Below are 16,169 nucleotides of genomic sequence, written 5' to 3' on the forward strand. Positions count from 1 at the left end.
GCTATTTATGTTACCTATTCTTCTAAGTAGTATCGTTGTTTTTATTCTCGTTGTACTACTCTTTGTTTTCTTAATTATCACCGCAAAAGCAAAATTGCTTCCTCAGGATGATGTCAATATTGTGATCAATGGAGACAAAGAAAATGCCTTGACTGTGAAACCCGGAGATACGCTTCTCAATGTTTTAGGAGCCAATGATCTTTTCCTGGCCTCAGCCTGTGGTGGTGGCGGAACCTGTGCCATGTGCCGTTGTCAGGTTTTCAGCGGTGGCGGAGAGGCCTTGCCAACCGAAACAAACCACTTGAATAGAAGAGAGGTAGCTGATAATCAACGTTTGGCCTGTCAGGTCAAGGTGAAGGAGGATATGGAAATCAGGATTCCTGATGAAGTATTTGGTGTTAAAAAATGGGAATGCGAGGTGGTTTCTAATTATAACGTGGCCTCCTTTATTAAGGAGTTTGATGTGAAACTTCCTGAAGGAGAAACCTTAGATTTTGAAGCTGGTGGATATATTCAGATTGATGTACCGAAGACAACTGTTGAGTACAAAGACATTGACATTACTGCTCACCCCGAGTATCATGAAACTCCGGATAAGTTTAAAACCGAGTGGGATAAATTCAACCTTTGGCCTTTGAAAATGGTGAACGATGAGGAAGTTTTCAGAGCTTACTCAATGGCGAATCACCCGGCAGAGGGTAACAGAATCAAATTGACGATTCGTATTGCCACACCACCTTGGGATAGGGATAAGAATACCTGGATGGATGTAAATCCGGGAATTTGCTCCTCTTATATTTTTAGTAGAAAACCAGGCGATAAGGTTACTATTTCAGGCCCTTATGGTGAGTTCTTTATTAAAGAAACCGAAGCAGAAATGCTGTATATCGGTGGTGGTGCCGGTATGGCTCCGATGCGATCTCATTTGTTCCACCTATTTCATACTTTAAAAACCAAGCGTAAGGTTACTTTCTTCTATGGTGGTAGAACACGAAGAGAACTTTTCTATGTGAATGAGTTCAAGGAGATTGAGAAGCAGTTTCCAAACTTCAAGTTCTTTGTGGCTCTCGATAATCCACAACCAGAGGATAACTGGACTTTGAAAAAGGATATAAATGATCCCGAAGGTGACGGTTTTAAGGGTTTTGTTCACAATGTTGTGATTGATGAATACCTGAGCAAGCATGAGGCTCCTGAAGATATTGAACTGTATTTCTGCGGACCTCCAATGATGAACCAGTCTGTCATTAAAATGGCTGAGGATTGGGGTATACCTGATGAAAATGTCTCTTTTGACGACTTCGGTGGTTAAGGCCTTTTCCGTACTTTCCATATTTGTATGGTTATTTTCCTGTCATACTTCTGAAAATAAGTATGAACAGATTACTGGCCAGGCTCAGGGAACTACCTTCAAAATAATCTATTCTACCCCAGAAAAGGTTGATGTCTCTAATTCAATCGATAGTCTGTTTGAGGCCATTGATCAAAGTATGTCTTTGTGGGTGGAGGAGTCTCTTATTTCCCAAGTTAACTCCTCTTCGGATTCCATACCCGTTGATTCTCATTTTATAAACGTTTTTCTTAAGTCACAGGAATTATTTCACCAAAGCAAAGGGGCTTTTGACCCAACAGTGGGGCCTCTACTCAGTGCTTGGGGGCTGGCGAGAAAGAAAGATTTGCCGCTGCCTACAGAAACGAAAATTGATAGTTTGAAAGAGCTTATTGGTTTAAACCAATTTCAACTTAAGGGCAATATCCTTTACAAATCAAATACGAAAGCCGAAATTGATTTTAATGCCATCGCACAGGGTTACACCGTGGATGTTATTGCAGAGTACCTTGAATCGCTCAATGCCACTGATTATTTGATTGAAGTTGGCGGAGAATTGAGGTCTAAAGGGCATAATGCTACTGGGAACAGCTGGAAAGTGGGAATTGAAAAGCCTATTTTTAATTCTGGTGCCGAAACAAACGAGCTTCAGACTATAGTGAATCTTGATAATTCTGCTTTGGCCACTTCGGGTAGTTACAGGAAATTTGTTGAATTGGATGGAAAGAAATACAGCCACACCATAGATCCCAAAACCGGTAAGCCTGTTGATCATCAAATGCTGAGTGTTTCGGTTATAGCTGCTACTGCAATGGAGGCTGATGGTTATGCTACAATGTTTATGGTTCTTGGAGAAGAGAAGGCCATTGACTTTGCTCGAAAAAAGGGCTTATTGATTCAGTGTATTTCTGAAGAGAAAGGTGAACTGAGAGTGTCATATTCTCCCGGCTTTGAAGAAATTATGGCTGAGTGATAATTAACTGTTTTCACAGGCCTCACCTACAGTTCTTCCACAGGCTCCACACACAGCTCCTTCTTTTTGAAGCATAGGGTTATTATTAGCACAGGTGCCTTTGAATTCTCCGTTCTTAACAAATAGAAGTCTCACACTGAAAAGTAAGAATGCGAAGAGGACGACAGCTAGTGTTATGATGAGTAATTTCATGACCTAAATTTAGATATTTTATATGAACAAATCTTTAAAGCTTTGTCTTTTTCAGGGATTTGTTTAATTTGATTCAGCCTTACCAAGACAACAAGATTATGGAGACAAAAGTTGACGCAATTCTCAAAAATAAAGACCTGAAAGAGATAGTTCAGGTACAGCCTGAAACTACTGTTATTGAAGCATTAGAGATAATGGAACAGTATGGTGTAGGGGCGGTCTTGGTTATGGATGGTGAACGTCTTGCAGGCATTTTTACAGAAAGAGATTACGCAAGAAAAGGGATCATTAAAGGCCGTAAAGCTAAAAGCACTCCGATGACCGAAGTAATGACCGCAAACGTTTTTACTGTTCAGCCAGATGAGGGTATACGGGATTGTATGGGTAAAATGAACTCAAATGGCATACGTCACTTGCCTGTAATTGATAACGAAGGAATAGTAAAGGGTGTTTTGAGTATAAGGGATATTGTGACCGCACTTATTAAAGAGCAGCGTCAGCATATTAATTTTCTCGAAAATTACATTTCTGGCTCGATTGCCGGCTAAGGCGTTACGTATCTTTGCGTAAAGCTTTTATTATGAAGAAAACCTTATATATCGTTCGGCATGCTCATGCTGAAGATCTCGGGAATGTAAGAATGTTTAAAGATTTTGATCGTCGGCTGACATCAAAAGGAATTATGCAATCCGCAAAACTGGGTCAATACTTCAAAACTCAGAAAATATCTATCGACTTTTATTTGAGCAGTCCGGCTGTTCGTGCCTTTGAAACGGCTAAAGTTATTTTAGAGCAGTTTGGTAAAGACCAAAGCCTTATTCAAACCGATGAGAACTTATATGGAGGTGGTCCAAAAAGCTATTTGGCTGGAATTAATTCTATAAGTTCTGCCGTGTCTTCTGCGGCTATATTTGGCCATAATCCTGATATTACCTTTTTTGCTGAGTATCTAACCAGAGATGATATTCAGGGCTCTATGAAGAAAGCTTCTGTGATTCAATTGGAGTTCGAAGGGTTAGAATGGAACGAAATCTCAGGGAATACCGGTTCTTTGGTTAATCGAATTGATGTAGCTGATTTGAACTAGTCACATGAAAAAAAACAATATCTTTAAGATTGTCTTTATCGTTTTTGTAGCAATTGTTCTCTACTTCCTTTACGACATGAGCCGCCAAACCTCGGCTCCGTGGAATAAGGACAAACAACTGGAAAGAGCCCTCCCTGAATAGATTAGATTTTGATTTTTGCAATAACTGCGTAGTGATCTGAGGCAAATCTACCTTCCCAGGTATTTGATAAACTTGCGTGTTTTAAGACCTCAATATTGGGGGTGACAAAAATGTGGTCGATGTTGGTGTCTGGTTGCTCTTTTTCTTTAAAGCCGTTAAAAGTGTAGAAGGGGCCGTAATGTGGTTGCTTACTTATGTATTGAGTGTTAAAAAGCCCACCTTCGGTTATCATTTGAATCGTTTTTTTCTCTGGTGTACTGTTAAAGTCACCCATCAAAATAACCGGAAGGTCTTCTTTAATTTGGTTAATCTCCCTAATGAGAAGAGCTGAACTATTCTCTCTGGCCTTTACTCCCATATGATCATAATGGGTGTTTATTACCAGAATTTTCCGCCCGTCGTCTTTACTTTTTAACCAGGCAAAAGTAGCGATCCGGGGTAAGGCCGCGTCCCAGCTTTTGGAGGGTTCACCAGGTGTTTCTGATAACCAGAGAGTCTTCCAGTTCAATAGGTCAAATTTGTCTTTTCTAAAAAACAAAGGCGAGTACTCTCCTCCTTCTTTTCCGTCATCACGACCAACTCCTTTCCATTCAAATTCAGATAATTGATTTGCCAGATACTCGACCTGAACTTTAGTAGCCTCCTGAAGACCTACAAAATCAGCTTCATAATATTGAATGGTTTGAGCCACCAGATGTTTTCGGTTATCCCATTGATTTATACCGTCTCCGGGGTTATTGTACCGAATGTTGAAGGTCATGGCATTAAACTCTGATTGAGAAAATGCAGGTGCCGATAATAAGGTCAGCACGAAAGAGATGAGTCTTATGGACATAAAAAAAACCGTAATTTCAATTGAAATTACGGTTTGAATATTAAACCCCAAAAATTAATTTTTAAACAATTTCAAAAAATTGGTAAGTAACCAATTTTCCTCTGCTTTGAGAATGGAGTCCATCGTGCTATCAGCGAACTCTGTGACATGACTTATTTCGTCAATAATTCTCAAAACTTCTTTCTTTTCTTCAGTATCTCCTTTCAGCTCTTTCTTGATATCGTCCATTGTGCCTAAAATAGGCTCTATTTCTCTTCTTTTTCTTTCCTTGGCAATTTGACGAGCCACTTTCCAGATATCTTTCTCTGCTACGAAATACTCCTTTCTCTCTCCCGGCAACAATTGCTTGAAAATAAGTCCCCAACTCATAAGGTCACGCAGGTTCATGTTTACATTTCCACGCGAAATCTGTAACTCGGCCATGATCTGGTCGGCGTTTAGAGCCTGCGGAGAAAGTAACAGAAGGGCATGTATCTGCGACATGGTACGGTTAATCCCCCACTGTGTGGCAAGGGTACCCCATGTATGGATAAACTTATCCTTCGCTTCTTGTAATTCCATAGAATGGTTTGACTAATTCTTTTTGGTATGCACGTAAGATCAGAAACCAAATAAAGTCAGTCTTATTGAATTTTCAAAATTTTCTGAAAATATTTCTATAACTATAGAATGTTCGATAATTATCTAAATATCTACGATTTAGAGCTCGTTAGAGCATTTCTTCCTCATCTTCCGGCTGTATAGTTGCCGGGCTTACATATTTCTGGCGTGTGCTGTCTGAAGGTGGTGAGTAGGTCTCTCCTGGGCTGAAGATGCAATCTCCGGATACACGGATTCCTGCAGGTACATTGAACTTCGATTTCTTGTATTCAAGGTCTTCATCAGCATAAACTTTTTGCATGAACATTCCATAAGCAGGCAATGACATTCGGCTTCCTTGTCCCAAAGAAATGCTTCTAAAGTGAATTGCACGATCGTCAGCACCTGACCATACACCGGCAATGAGGTTTTCAGTGAGTCCCATGAACCAACCATCAGAGAAATTTGAGGTGGTACCGGTTTTACCTGCGACTTCGTTACCACTCAATACATCATAACTTGCCAGCCTCGCTGAAGTACCCCCGGGTAGTGTAGAACCTCGCATAAGGTGGATCATTTTATAAGCCGTTTCAGCACTCAAAACTTCTTTTTGATCCGGTAAAAACTCTCGGATGAGCTCTCCATGTTTGTCTTCAATTCTGGTTACAAACATCGGCTCGGTGTATTTGCCACCATTGGCAAAAACGGAATACCCTCCTAACATTTCATACAAAGAAACGTCACTTACACCGAGGCACAGAGACGGGCTATTGTCCAGCTCGCTTTTTATGCCTAATTGGTGAGCCATATTGATAACATTGATTGGCTTAAACTGCTTTATCAGTCTGGCACTTACACTGTTTACTGATTCTCCAAGTGCTTTTCTAAGCGTTAATGGTCTGTACGTATATTTACCATTTGAGTTTTTAGGAGTATAGGTTGTTCCTACAAGGCCGTCTTCGGCTCCAAAGGTGACAGGCTCATCTACTACCACTTCACAGGTAGAGAAACCATTATCAATGGCAGTCACATAAACGAACGGCTTGAATGTTGACCCTGGCTGACGTTTACTTTGCTCAACTTTGTCGTACTTAAAGTATTTGAAGTTGATATCACCTACCCAGGCCTTGATGTTTCCGTTTCGAGGATCCATGGCCATCATGCTCATGTGAAGGAATTTCTTGTAGTGGCGAAGGCTATCCATATGGGAGATGAGGGTGTCTTTTTCTACGTAATCACCACCCTCTAAAACCAGAATGGTCATCTCCTCTTTTTTCTCCATTTCGGCGAAAATCTTATCATCATCATCGCCAAACTTCTTTTTAAGCTCGCGGTAGACGGCGGTTCTTTTTGCTACGCGTTCAATAAATCCCGGAATCTCCTCATATCCACCAGCAGAGGTCTCGGAGTTTCTACGCTGTACCCAAGGGTTGCGGCCTTTCCAGTGTTCATAGAATATTTTTTGCTGGTTTACCATATGATCATGAACGGCTTCTTCAGCATAAGCCTGCATTCTTGAATCTATCGTTGTGTAGAACTTGAATCCTTTGTTATAGATATCTTCAGGCTCGTAGCCGTACTTTGTAATCTCCTTTTTGGCCCAAGCTTTCAGGAACTCACGGAAATGTGGTGCAGGTCCGTTATTTTGAGATTCAGGGGAATAATTCAGTACAATATCTTCTTCTTTGAGTTGGTCAAACTCATCTTTGCTCAGTTTTCCGTAACGCACCATTTGAGAAAGCACAATGTTTCTTCTTGGTTTGGCATATTGCGGTCTGAATTTCGGATTAAAACGAGAGGGATTCTGGATCATCCCTACCAAAAGAGCGGCCTCGTTAGTATTTAACTCAGAAGGGCTTTTCTGGAAATACGTTTTACATGCTGATTTTATACCATGGGCACCTGAGCTGAACTCAATGGTGTCAAGGTACATTTTCATGATCTCAGGCTTGGTGTATCTTCTTTCTAATTTTACGGCTGTAATCCATTCTTTTGTTTTGATAATCAAAGTACGGACAACAGGTATATCGTAAAGAAAACTTTCAAAGGAATCGTCCCTTCTTAGTCTGAATAAGTTTTTAGCCAACTGTTGAGAAATAGTACTACCTCCACCGGAAGGATTTAACGTGGCAAGGCCGGTAAAAACTCTGATCATGGATCGGGCATCAATGCCACCGTGCTTTGTAAAACGAACGTCTTCTGTGGCAATAAGGGCGTCAATCAGTTTGGGAGAAAGTTCCTCAAAGTCTGCCGGGCTTCTGTTTTCATAAAAGAATTTACCCAGCACCACACCGTCGGAAGATATTACTTCTGAAGCAATTTCACTCTTCGGATTGTCCAGATCTTCGACACTCGGCATTTTTCCGAAAAGCCATAGAAAGTTAAAATTAACTGCTGCCAGATATAGAACAAAAAGGGCTATTCCTCCAAAAAAAGAAACATAAAGGAAATTGATAAGCTTTTTAAACTTACCCTTGGCCAGAAAGCCCATTTGAGGAAATTTCATACAGGAAAACAGGTTTTTGTGATTCTCAAATTTAAAAGTTTATGGCTTATAACGCTTTAGGTTTAACGTAAATTTCAATCACCAGGTCTTTAGTGTAACGCATAGCGGGGCATAGCACTGACTTTCTGATCCGTGAATTCATTTTCAAGATATTTGAAATGTGCTGCCATGGCTATCATAGCAGCATTGTCAGTACAGTATTGAAATTGAGGAATAAAGACTTCCAGATCCTCTTTCTCAGCCAGTTTTTGAATCTCATTTCTCAGGCCTGAGTTCACGGCTACTCCACCAGCTATGGCTATTTGTTTGACTTTATATTGACGTGTAGCTTTTCGAAGTTTTTGTAAAAGCATGGTAATTAGCGTTTGCTGAAAGCTGGCACAAATGTCGGCCATGTTATTGTCAATGAAATCGGGATCCTCATTGACCCTCTTTTGAAGAAAATACAACAGAGCTGTTTTGATTCCGGAGAAAGAATAGGAAAATCCGGGCATTTCCGAAATCGGAAACTCAAAGGCTTCAGGATTACCTTCACTTGCGTATTTATCTATCATTGGGCCTCCGGGGTAGGGTAGACCTAACATCTTGGCAGCTTTGTCAAAAGCTTCGCCCACGGCGTCGTCTTTGGTTTCGCCAATGATCTCCATTTTTAGAGGACTTTTCACTAAGACCAATTGGGTATGGCCGCCACTAACAGTAAGGCAAATGAAAGGGAACTGTGGCTTTGGCTCATCAATAAAATGTGCCAGAATATGGGCCTGCATATGATTAACCTCAATAAGCGGAATATTTAAAGCAAGGGCAAATGACTTGGCAAAAGAGGTGCCTACAAGAAGAGAACCTAATAATCCGGGACCACGTGTAAAAGCTACCGCAGCGACATCATTTTTTGTTACCTTTGCTTGTTTTAAGGCAGTTTCCACAACAGGCAAAATATGCTGCTGATGGGCTCTGCTGGCCAGCTCAGGAACTACTCCACCATATTTTTCGTGGATAACCTGAGTAGAAACAATGTTAGATTTTACCTCACCGTTAATAATGACAGACGCTGAGGTTTCATCACAAGAAGATTCAATGGCCAGAATGACTTGATTTTGTAGCATATCGGCTGCAAAAGTAGAAAGAAGAAGGCAGATAATAAATTTGAAAAGAGGGCTTAAAATAGGATTCAGGACTTTCATTATCCTTCTCTTTGTTCTGGCTGGTTTGGCCGGATTGCTTTTCTATGCCCTTCAGTGGTCAGAGTTTCAGACATCTTTGGGCCAGAAATCGGCTAAATGGCTTTCTGATAAATTAGGCTCTACTGTAACTGTAGGTAATGTTACAATTAGCTGGCTGGATGAAATCAGACTTGAGGATGTCAATGTCAAAGACCTTAAAGGTCGAGATATGATTTTCGTTCGCGAAATCTACATTAACACTAAGTCTAACTTTAAATTCAGAAAGGAGAAGATACTCGATTTTGATAATAATCTTGATTATGTGATGCTCAAAGAGCCCGATGTAAAACTGTATCGTGAGGATAACGGTCAGCTAAACATGGATGAGTGGATCAGGAAAATCGGCAGCACTTTCAGAGGAAAGAATCCTAAAAAGGCTCCACCTGCTTTTTCGATTGATGAGGCAATTATTGAGCAAGGGACTTTTGAGTTTATTGATCCGGGGAAAGAGCGGTTTCCCGAAGAGCTTTTTGACTACACCAACTTTAAAATTGATAACCTTTCGGGTCGCCTGAAAGACTTCTACGTTCATAGTGACACAGTCCGGTTTAACGGTTCTGGTATTAAAGGCGTTAATAAGCGAAGTGATCTGAGGATAAAGAAAATTGACACGGACTTTTTGTATACCCGAAACTTGATAGAGCTAGCTAACCTGGATGCCCACTTTAATAATTCTGTCGTCGGGAACTACCTTTCTTTGCAATTTGATAAACCTTCTGACCTGAACGATTTGAACAATAAGGTCGATCTAAAGGCAGTATTAAGAAATGCATCGCTTGATGCTCAGGATTTAGGTCGTTTTTCGACAACAATGTATCAATACGATGAAACTTATCGTATAGATGGTGACTTGGTGGGCAAAGTCAAAGACCTTTATTTTGATAATACCAATCTTAGATTTGGTAAGGGAAGTTACATTGTTGGTAAAGGAAACTTTAAAGGCTTGCCGGATGTCAAAACCACAATTTATCATCTGGACCTTCAAGATTCCAGAATTTTGGCCCCGGATAGTCGACAGTATGCCGGTGATAAAAATTATAAACTGTATGTTGAACAATTTAAACAGGTTGACTTCAAAGGTCTTTTCAAAGGAACAGGGGACAACTTCTTTACAGAAGGCGAGATTATTTCCTCAGGTATAGGAAAAATAAAGGGTAAGATGACTTTCGAAATTGAGCCCAAATCTAAGTTACCGATGTACAATGCTGACTTGTCAACTACCGATCTTGATCTGGCAAAATTGACAGGAAACAAGTCTCTTCAAAAAATAACCTTCAACGGAAAACTAAGAGGCTCAGGCATTGCTGTGGAAACTGCTTCCTTTGACTTAAATGGTAATATTGCTAAGGTTTGGCTTGATCGGTATGAATATCGGAATATTGATGTCGACGGCCTCATTCGAAATAAGGTATTTAAGGGTAACGTCGAAATCAATGATCCGAATATTGTCGCTGAGGTATCGGGCACGGTAGATTTTAATCAGGCTCAGACCGATTATCGCATTCAGGGTCAGTTAAGGAATGCGAATCTGAAGCCAATGGGCTATGTGGATGATGATGTACGTTTAGAGACCAATTTTAATTTCAATTTCAAAGGAAATAAGTTGGATGATTGGGTTGGTCAGGCTGCTTTCAATAATGTCTATGCTTACACCGATGAACGAAATCTGGTTTTGGATAACCTGAGATTTATTAGTCTGGAGGCCAACGGTACCCGACAAATGGGATTACGTTCTGAGTTTTTTGATGCTGATATCAAAGGTAGTTTTTTGCCTACCGAGCTTATTCAGGATGTTGTTCAACTCAAAAATGAATACGGCCTATTTTTTACAGGTACTGAGAATCAAAGGAAGGATTATTATGCTGCAAAAAAACTGGATTCTCTCAGCCGAAACTACAGTGCAGATTACGAGCTAAAGCTTAAGAACACCGACGATTTCTTTGCTTTTGTTAGTCCTGAACTTTCGATTTCAAAAGGTTCCGTGGTAAGTGGTCAAATCAGAATAAGGTCTACCTCACAGTTCACGATGTATGCTTATGCAGATACTGTGATTTATGACGGAAACACTTTCTTTGAAAATGAGTTGGACTTCTTCTCATCAAAGGGTTGGCTCTCTCCCAAAGTTCTGACCTCTTTGATTATCAATTCTAAAAATCAAAAGCTGGCCAATAATGTTGAGACCGAGCGGATAGAAGTAAATGCTGCCTGGGGTGATGGGGGACAGATTGATTTTGATGGTGGAATCCGCCAAAAAAATACTAAAAACCGGGCTCAGCTATTCGGTAATGTGAAGTTTGGAAGAGACGGTTTCGCGGTAAAAATTAATCCAAGGAACAGCCTTGTTGATTTGCTAGACTACCAATGGAAGTTTGACCGTCAAAACCAGATCACAATTCAGGGCAAGGAAATTCAGTTTGAAGATTTCAGAATCTCTAACGGAGAACAAAGCCTTGCTTTAAGCGGTTTTATTTCTCCTGATCCTACAAAACAATTATTCGCGGCCATTAACCATTTTGATTTGAGGGCCTTGCAGCCCCTTGCGGCTTTGCAAATTGAGGGTATTGCCGATGGTGATGTTTCCATCAGCAATTATTACTCAAAACCAATTTTGCTCAGCAATGTGATTATCACGGAGTTCATTTATAAAAATATTCTGGTAGGTGATGCCAGTGCGGTTATTGACTGGGACAATCAGTTAAGTAAAGTCAAGGTTGATTCAGAAGTTGACCGGTTAGGCGTTAGAATTATGGATGTTACCGGTACCTATGACCCGAGTATAGACCAGGGAGTAAAACTCAAAGCCACTCTTGATGATGCCAATCTTGAGATTATTGGTGCTTTTGTAGACAATATTTTCTCCGATTTAAAAGGTTATGCAAACGGAGAGTTGAATATCACGGGTAACCCAAGGGATTTGATACCTAGAGGTGAAGTAGCACTGACCAATGGTCAATTAAAGATCAATGCCACAGGAGGGTATCTTTACTTTAACGATACTATTTTGTTTACCGAGGAAGGTTTTGTAGCAAAGCCCGGAGGTTTTAAAGTTTATGATGCCAGAGTCAATGGAAATGAAGCCTATTTAACCGGTGGAATTTTCAACGGAGGGAATGGTAACTTCATGATGGGCCTTCATGGTTACATGAAAGACCCCGATGGTTTTCTGCTCTATAATACGACATCTGAAGACAGCGATACATTTTATGGTTCTGCTTATGCCACAGGGGACATTCACCTTACCGGAACCTTTACCAATGTAGTAATCACGGCCAACCTTGAAAGTAAGCGTGGAACAAAAATTACGATTCCGTTGGATGGTGAGGCCAGTGTCAACACCAACAAAGAGGCGATTCCTTTTGCTGCTAAACCTGTAGAGGATGATGAGCAATCGGAGAAAGATAAAAATGAGTTAACACGTAAGCAGCTGGGTGGTATTAAAATGACTTTTAACCTGAACCTAAATCCTGAAGCAGAGTGTGAAATTATTCTGGACAGAAGAAATAATGATCAGATTAATGCCAGAGGAAATGGACGCCTAATCATTGATTATGATACGAGAAACGATGATTTTACAATGAGTGGGCCCTATACGGTTACCTCAGGAACTTATGATTTTAGTTTTCAAAACCTGGCCTCACTAAGAAAATTCAACATTCGCAATGGTAGTAGGATTTCTTGGTCCGGTGACCCATATCGGGCAGATTTGGATATGAAAGCCGGTTATACAGCCAATGTGAATATGAGTTCTATCTGGAGCAGAACCTCTGGCGGAAATGATGTGGACAACACTCGTTACCCAATGGATGTTTTGGTAAATATTACCGGAGATCTGGAAACGCCGGATATTACCTATGAACTGGATTTTGACCTTGCTCAAATTCCCAATCGTCACCATTCAGATGTCTATGCTTTTCAGCAGAAACTCAATGATGATGAACAGTTTTTAAGTCGTAACGTAAGTTTTGTGATTGCGTTGAATAGTCTCTATGATGAGTCAAATGCTGTTCAGGTTTTGCAGGATCAGTTTTTGGTTGAAAATATCAGCAGCATGCTCTCTAATCAGATTGGAAACCTGGCGAATAAACTCGATCCGAATCTGGAGGTTGGAGTACTATTGGGAGATTTCAGACAAAGTCTATTGAATAATCTTCAGTTAAATTTCTCCTATCGTTTCCTCAATAACCGGGCAAAAATCAGTGGAAGAAGTTCTTATTCAAACGGTCTCTATGATAATGTAACAACGGTTAGCCAGGGGCAATTGACCGTAGGCGGCGAGCTTGAATATCTACTTTCAGAAGACGGAATGTGGAGGTTACGAGTTCATTCCAGAAGTGTACCCAGTTCTAACTACTCATTAAGTCTTGGAACTGCCGGAGGGGGTAATGTTATGGTGTCCGGAGCAAGTATTTTGTTTTCCAGAAACTTCAACAGGTTCCCGCTTGGTGTAGCAAGAAAAGAAGAAGAAGAAAAGGCGACCGTTTCTGAGGATGTCTCCATGGCCGATTAGACATTCCACCAATGGGTGAACTTGAAAACAATAGCCCTGTTTCTTACTCTGAAATCATTGGCAAAATAGTTATCGGTGTATACAATGAACAGGTCAGACGCTGGCTTATATCGCCATTGTAATCTTGCATTCAGATTCACGTTATTGTCTTGCTGATTGTATTGTAGAAAATTGGTGAAAAACAGCTTATTTGACAGCGTTACATCTAACCTTGGCCCGACAAGCCAAATGTTATGCTCTGAGTTCTTGAGACTTTCCGGCAATAGAGAATTCTCACCAAAGGCAATCCGGTTATAGTTTGCTCTCATTAAAATGGCTACATACGGTTGGAAACGATAGCCCATTTCTGCTTCAAGTCGCAATCTGTTTCCCTGAGCATAATAGCCGCCCATTCTGGAGCTGAAAGCGTAGGTGAATAGGCTTTGAGGTTTTGAATCAAAATTAAAGCCGTACGCTCTCCAGCGGTGCTCGGTGTTTGCCTCAATTTCAGCTCCCGAGAAATTAGTCGGGTCAAAACTATTCTGAAGTTTTACGTAATCCCGGGCTGTCCAGATACGGAGCTCGCTGCGGTCTTTGAAGGTGATACCGTAATCTAAGAAATGAAGATATTCAAATGTTTTCTGGTTTGCCCTACTGAGGTACTGACGAATCATAAGACCGGGGCCGTGACTTAAAACAGGTCCGCTTTTAGGGAAGAAAAGGTACTCAATTCTTGGATTAATGAGTAAGTAATCCTGTCGCTGAACATAGCCAACTTCATTTGCCTGAACCCCTTTGCCTACACTTTCAATCTGAATTTCTGATCTGAGGTGACGAGTGTTCCGTTGAATGTTTCCGGCAAGAATGGTATTGTCCTCGAGCTGAACGGGAGAAAAGGTTTTGATGAAAAAAGTTTTCCCCTGCCACTGATTATCCTCCGAGGCCAGGTTAAACTCCAAACCGACAGTTCTGTTAAAATCTGAAACAGGATTTTCAATTTCTTCGGGGTTCTCGCCAACCCGGTCGCGGTTTACAAAAATCGCATTGATATAAGACCGTTTAAAGACTTGACGCTGTACCGAAAACACATTATAAAAAGAGCCCGGAGCGTTTTCTGAGTTTTCGCCAGACTGAATACTCATAGCCCCTACACGCCAGTTTTGGTTAATTTTTCCGCTTAGTTTGCCTCCATAGAAAATAGGGGCGTCAAGGCCTATACGACGTGAGAAGAATGGCCTGATACCATTATAGCCGAAATTATTGAAGATGTCTCCGTTTTCAAGAAAGAACTGTCGGCGTTCAGGGAAAAATAGCTCGAAACGGTCAAGGTTGGTTACCTGAACATCAACGTCTACCTGTGAAAAATCGGGGTTAACCGTTAGATCAAGATTCAAAGAAGAGGTGAGGCCTACCTTAGCATCAAAACCAATATTTTTTGTGAATTCGGGATTGAGACCATCTTCATGGTTTTTTGCTCTTCCAACATTAATGTAAGGAATTAACGAAACATTGAGGCCGGGTTTTGGCGGTGGTGTATCCCATACAAGATTCCCGGTGTATGCCAGTGATGCCGTTGGGAATTGACGTGGTATCGGAGCCCAGGATGATTTCTCCGTTGATTTTAAATCATTTCTACTGAAATTGATACCCCAGCTAAGAATATCATTTTTATAGCGTATGGTCTTAAACGGAATGGCGGCCTCCCAGTACCAAACCTCATCAGAGTAGCTAACTTCTGACTCCCATTTGTTATCCCAACTGACGTCAATACGAGAGCCGTTTGACATAAGCCCGTCCCACTGACCACCCCGGGCATTGGAGCCAAATGAAAACCCTGTTGTGAGGTCGTTAAAGGTGTCCAAAAAAAGTAGATCGTTGTCGTTTTTAGAAAACATGAAGTCTCTTCTCATGGACTCCACCATACTTGGTCCATTTATGGTGTCATGATTGACAAAAAGGACATAGATATTCTTTTCATCATAGCAAAGTTTCACTTCAGTTTTGACCGCTGCAAAGCTCGTGTCCATGGGCAGCACCTGAAAAAAGTCTTTTGCAGCAATTGCATCTTTCCAAGCTTTTTCTTCTGGTTTCCCATCCACTTTGATTTCAGAGGACGCTCTTTTGATGTGGTAATTATAGCCGTTATTAGGCTTTTGAGAATAAGCTAAGTGACTTATAAATAGAAGGAAAGCAATAAGTGTTTTGGTCTGCATTCAGTAAAGTGGTTATCAAAAGGTATTTCCTGAATGCAAAAATACCTCTTTGCATTTTTCTTATAGAAAAGCAAAGAGGTACTTATATCGACAATAAAATGGGGTTGATCTATTAAGCCCCGGTATACTTTCAGTTAAATTCTAACTACTTCTGCGTTTGTTAATGATGCCGTTTCCAGAATTTCTTTGGCATACTTTAAATTCCCCGTTGGAGCCATCAGGTATAAACGACTATTCTTAATTTTTGCCAGTTCGTTCAGTAAGGTCAACTTAGTGATGGAGTTCTGGCTATCAAGAGCCTTAAGGGTTACTTCAAAGAAACACTTTTTAGAGTAACTAACGCCTGTTACATCCGGTGTAAACTTTTGCTGGTCAGCTGCTCTTTCATAAGCAAATGGCTGATCGTAGCCTTCTATGTCCGCTTTGATATTATCAAATCCGTTTTTTTGAGCCCAGGCAATCGTTTTTTCAATGTGTTTGGTTTTGTCCATCTGAAAATTGGTTCTTTGAGTATTAGAGGTTCTTATTTTGCTCTATTTGAAGTCGAAAGCTACAAAGTTAGAAAAACTCTACCCCTTAAGCAAAAAGAGTCCACATGACATCTTG

General features: G+C 40.7%; 13 protein-coding genes. 6 read left to right on the plus strand and 7 right to left on the minus strand.

From position 1 onward, the window contains the following. The first annotated feature begins 7 nt into the window (after window positions 1-7). Together nqrF and AFM12_RS09950 are read left to right on the plus strand one after the other, a co-directional pair. On the plus strand, window positions 8-1,312 hold the full coding sequence (nqrF, locus tag AFM12_RS09945) for an NADH:ubiquinone reductase (Na(+)-transporting) subunit F (RefSeq protein ID WP_055147408.1): 1,305 nt from the start codon (window positions 8-10) through the stop codon (window positions 1,310-1,312). Continuing rightward, the gene (locus AFM12_RS09950; protein ID WP_157687356.1) at window positions 1,284-2,303 is read left to right on the plus strand and encodes an FAD:protein FMN transferase; all 1,020 of its coding nucleotides are present in this window, start codon (window positions 1,284-1,286) and stop codon (window positions 2,301-2,303) included. The genes nqrF and AFM12_RS09950 overlap by 29 nt, the downstream gene beginning before the upstream one ends. Before the next feature lie 3 nt (window positions 2,304-2,306). Here the strand turns inward: AFM12_RS09950 and AFM12_RS09955 are convergent, their stop codons facing one another. Continuing rightward, window positions 2,307-2,495: a hypothetical protein gene (locus tag AFM12_RS09955; RefSeq protein WP_055147414.1), complete on the minus strand. Its 189-nt coding sequence runs from the start codon at window positions 2,493-2,495 to the stop codon at window positions 2,307-2,309. Window positions 2,496-2,593: 98 nt separating this feature from the next. Between AFM12_RS09955 and AFM12_RS09960 the strand changes: the two genes are divergently transcribed. Genes AFM12_RS09960 through AFM12_RS19830 form a run of 3 tightly spaced genes read left to right on the plus strand, consistent with a single transcriptional unit; the run spans window position 2,594 to window position 3,724 of the window. Further along, on the plus strand, window positions 2,594-3,043 hold the full coding sequence (locus tag AFM12_RS09960) for a CBS domain-containing protein (protein WP_055147929.1): 450 nt from the start codon (window positions 2,594-2,596) through the stop codon (window positions 3,041-3,043). A 32-nt stretch (window positions 3,044-3,075) separates the two neighbouring features. Next, the gene (locus AFM12_RS09965) at window positions 3,076-3,582 is read left to right on the plus strand and encodes a SixA phosphatase family protein (RefSeq protein WP_055147417.1); all 507 of its coding nucleotides are present in this window, start codon (window positions 3,076-3,078) and stop codon (window positions 3,580-3,582) included. 4 nt (window positions 3,583-3,586) lie between these two features. Further along, window positions 3,587-3,724 (plus strand): hypothetical protein, encoded by a 138-nt coding sequence (locus tag AFM12_RS19830; protein WP_165492341.1) that lies wholly within the window; start codon window positions 3,587-3,589, stop codon window positions 3,722-3,724. Window position 3,725: 1 nt separating this feature from the next. On the opposite strand, the gene AFM12_RS09970 is transcribed toward AFM12_RS19830, so the two are convergent. From AFM12_RS09970 to tsaD, 4 genes are all read right to left on the minus strand, one after another. Beyond that, window positions 3,726-4,559: an endonuclease/exonuclease/phosphatase family protein gene (locus tag AFM12_RS09970; RefSeq protein ID WP_131458288.1), complete on the minus strand. Its 834-nt coding sequence runs from the start codon at window positions 4,557-4,559 to the stop codon at window positions 3,726-3,728. 54 nt (window positions 4,560-4,613) lie between these two features. Then, window positions 4,614-5,120, minus strand: a complete 507-nt coding sequence (locus AFM12_RS09975; protein WP_055147423.1) for a GbsR/MarR family transcriptional regulator — start codon at window positions 5,118-5,120, stop codon at window positions 4,614-4,616. 148 nt (window positions 5,121-5,268) lie between these two features. Then, window positions 5,269-7,644: a transglycosylase domain-containing protein gene (locus tag AFM12_RS09980; protein WP_082391269.1), complete on the minus strand. Its 2,376-nt coding sequence runs from the start codon at window positions 7,642-7,644 to the stop codon at window positions 5,269-5,271. A gap of 89 nt (window positions 7,645-7,733) precedes the next feature. After that, window positions 7,734-8,747 (minus strand): tRNA (adenosine(37)-N6)-threonylcarbamoyltransferase complex transferase subunit TsaD, encoded by a 1,014-nt coding sequence (tsaD, locus tag AFM12_RS09985; RefSeq protein ID WP_055147935.1) that lies wholly within the window; start codon window positions 8,745-8,747, stop codon window positions 7,734-7,736. 40 nt (window positions 8,748-8,787) lie between these two features. On the opposite strand from tsaD, the gene AFM12_RS09990 reads away from it, so the two are divergent. Beyond that, on the plus strand, window positions 8,788-13,371 hold the full coding sequence (locus AFM12_RS09990) for a translocation/assembly module TamB domain-containing protein (RefSeq protein WP_131458290.1): 4,584 nt from the start codon (window positions 8,788-8,790) through the stop codon (window positions 13,369-13,371). Here AFM12_RS09990 and AFM12_RS09995 read toward each other — a convergent pair. Further along, on the minus strand, window positions 13,368-15,563 hold the full coding sequence (locus AFM12_RS09995; RefSeq protein WP_055147429.1) for a carbohydrate binding family 9 domain-containing protein: 2,196 nt from the start codon (window positions 15,561-15,563) through the stop codon (window positions 13,368-13,370). The two genes, AFM12_RS09990 and AFM12_RS09995, sit on opposite strands and share 4 nt — an antisense overlap. A 134-nt stretch (window positions 15,564-15,697) precedes the next feature. Then, window positions 15,698-16,054 carry a hypothetical protein gene (locus AFM12_RS10000; protein ID WP_055147432.1) on the minus strand — a complete coding sequence of 119 codons (357 nt, stop codon included), beginning with the start codon at window positions 16,052-16,054 and terminating at the stop codon, window positions 15,698-15,700. Window positions 16,055-16,169 lie beyond the last annotated feature (115 nt).

Origin of the sequence: Jiulongibacter sediminis (assembly GCF_001306455.1) — a bacterium.
Classification (GTDB): domain Bacteria; phylum Bacteroidota; class Bacteroidia; order Cytophagales; family Spirosomataceae; genus Jiulongibacter; species Jiulongibacter sediminis.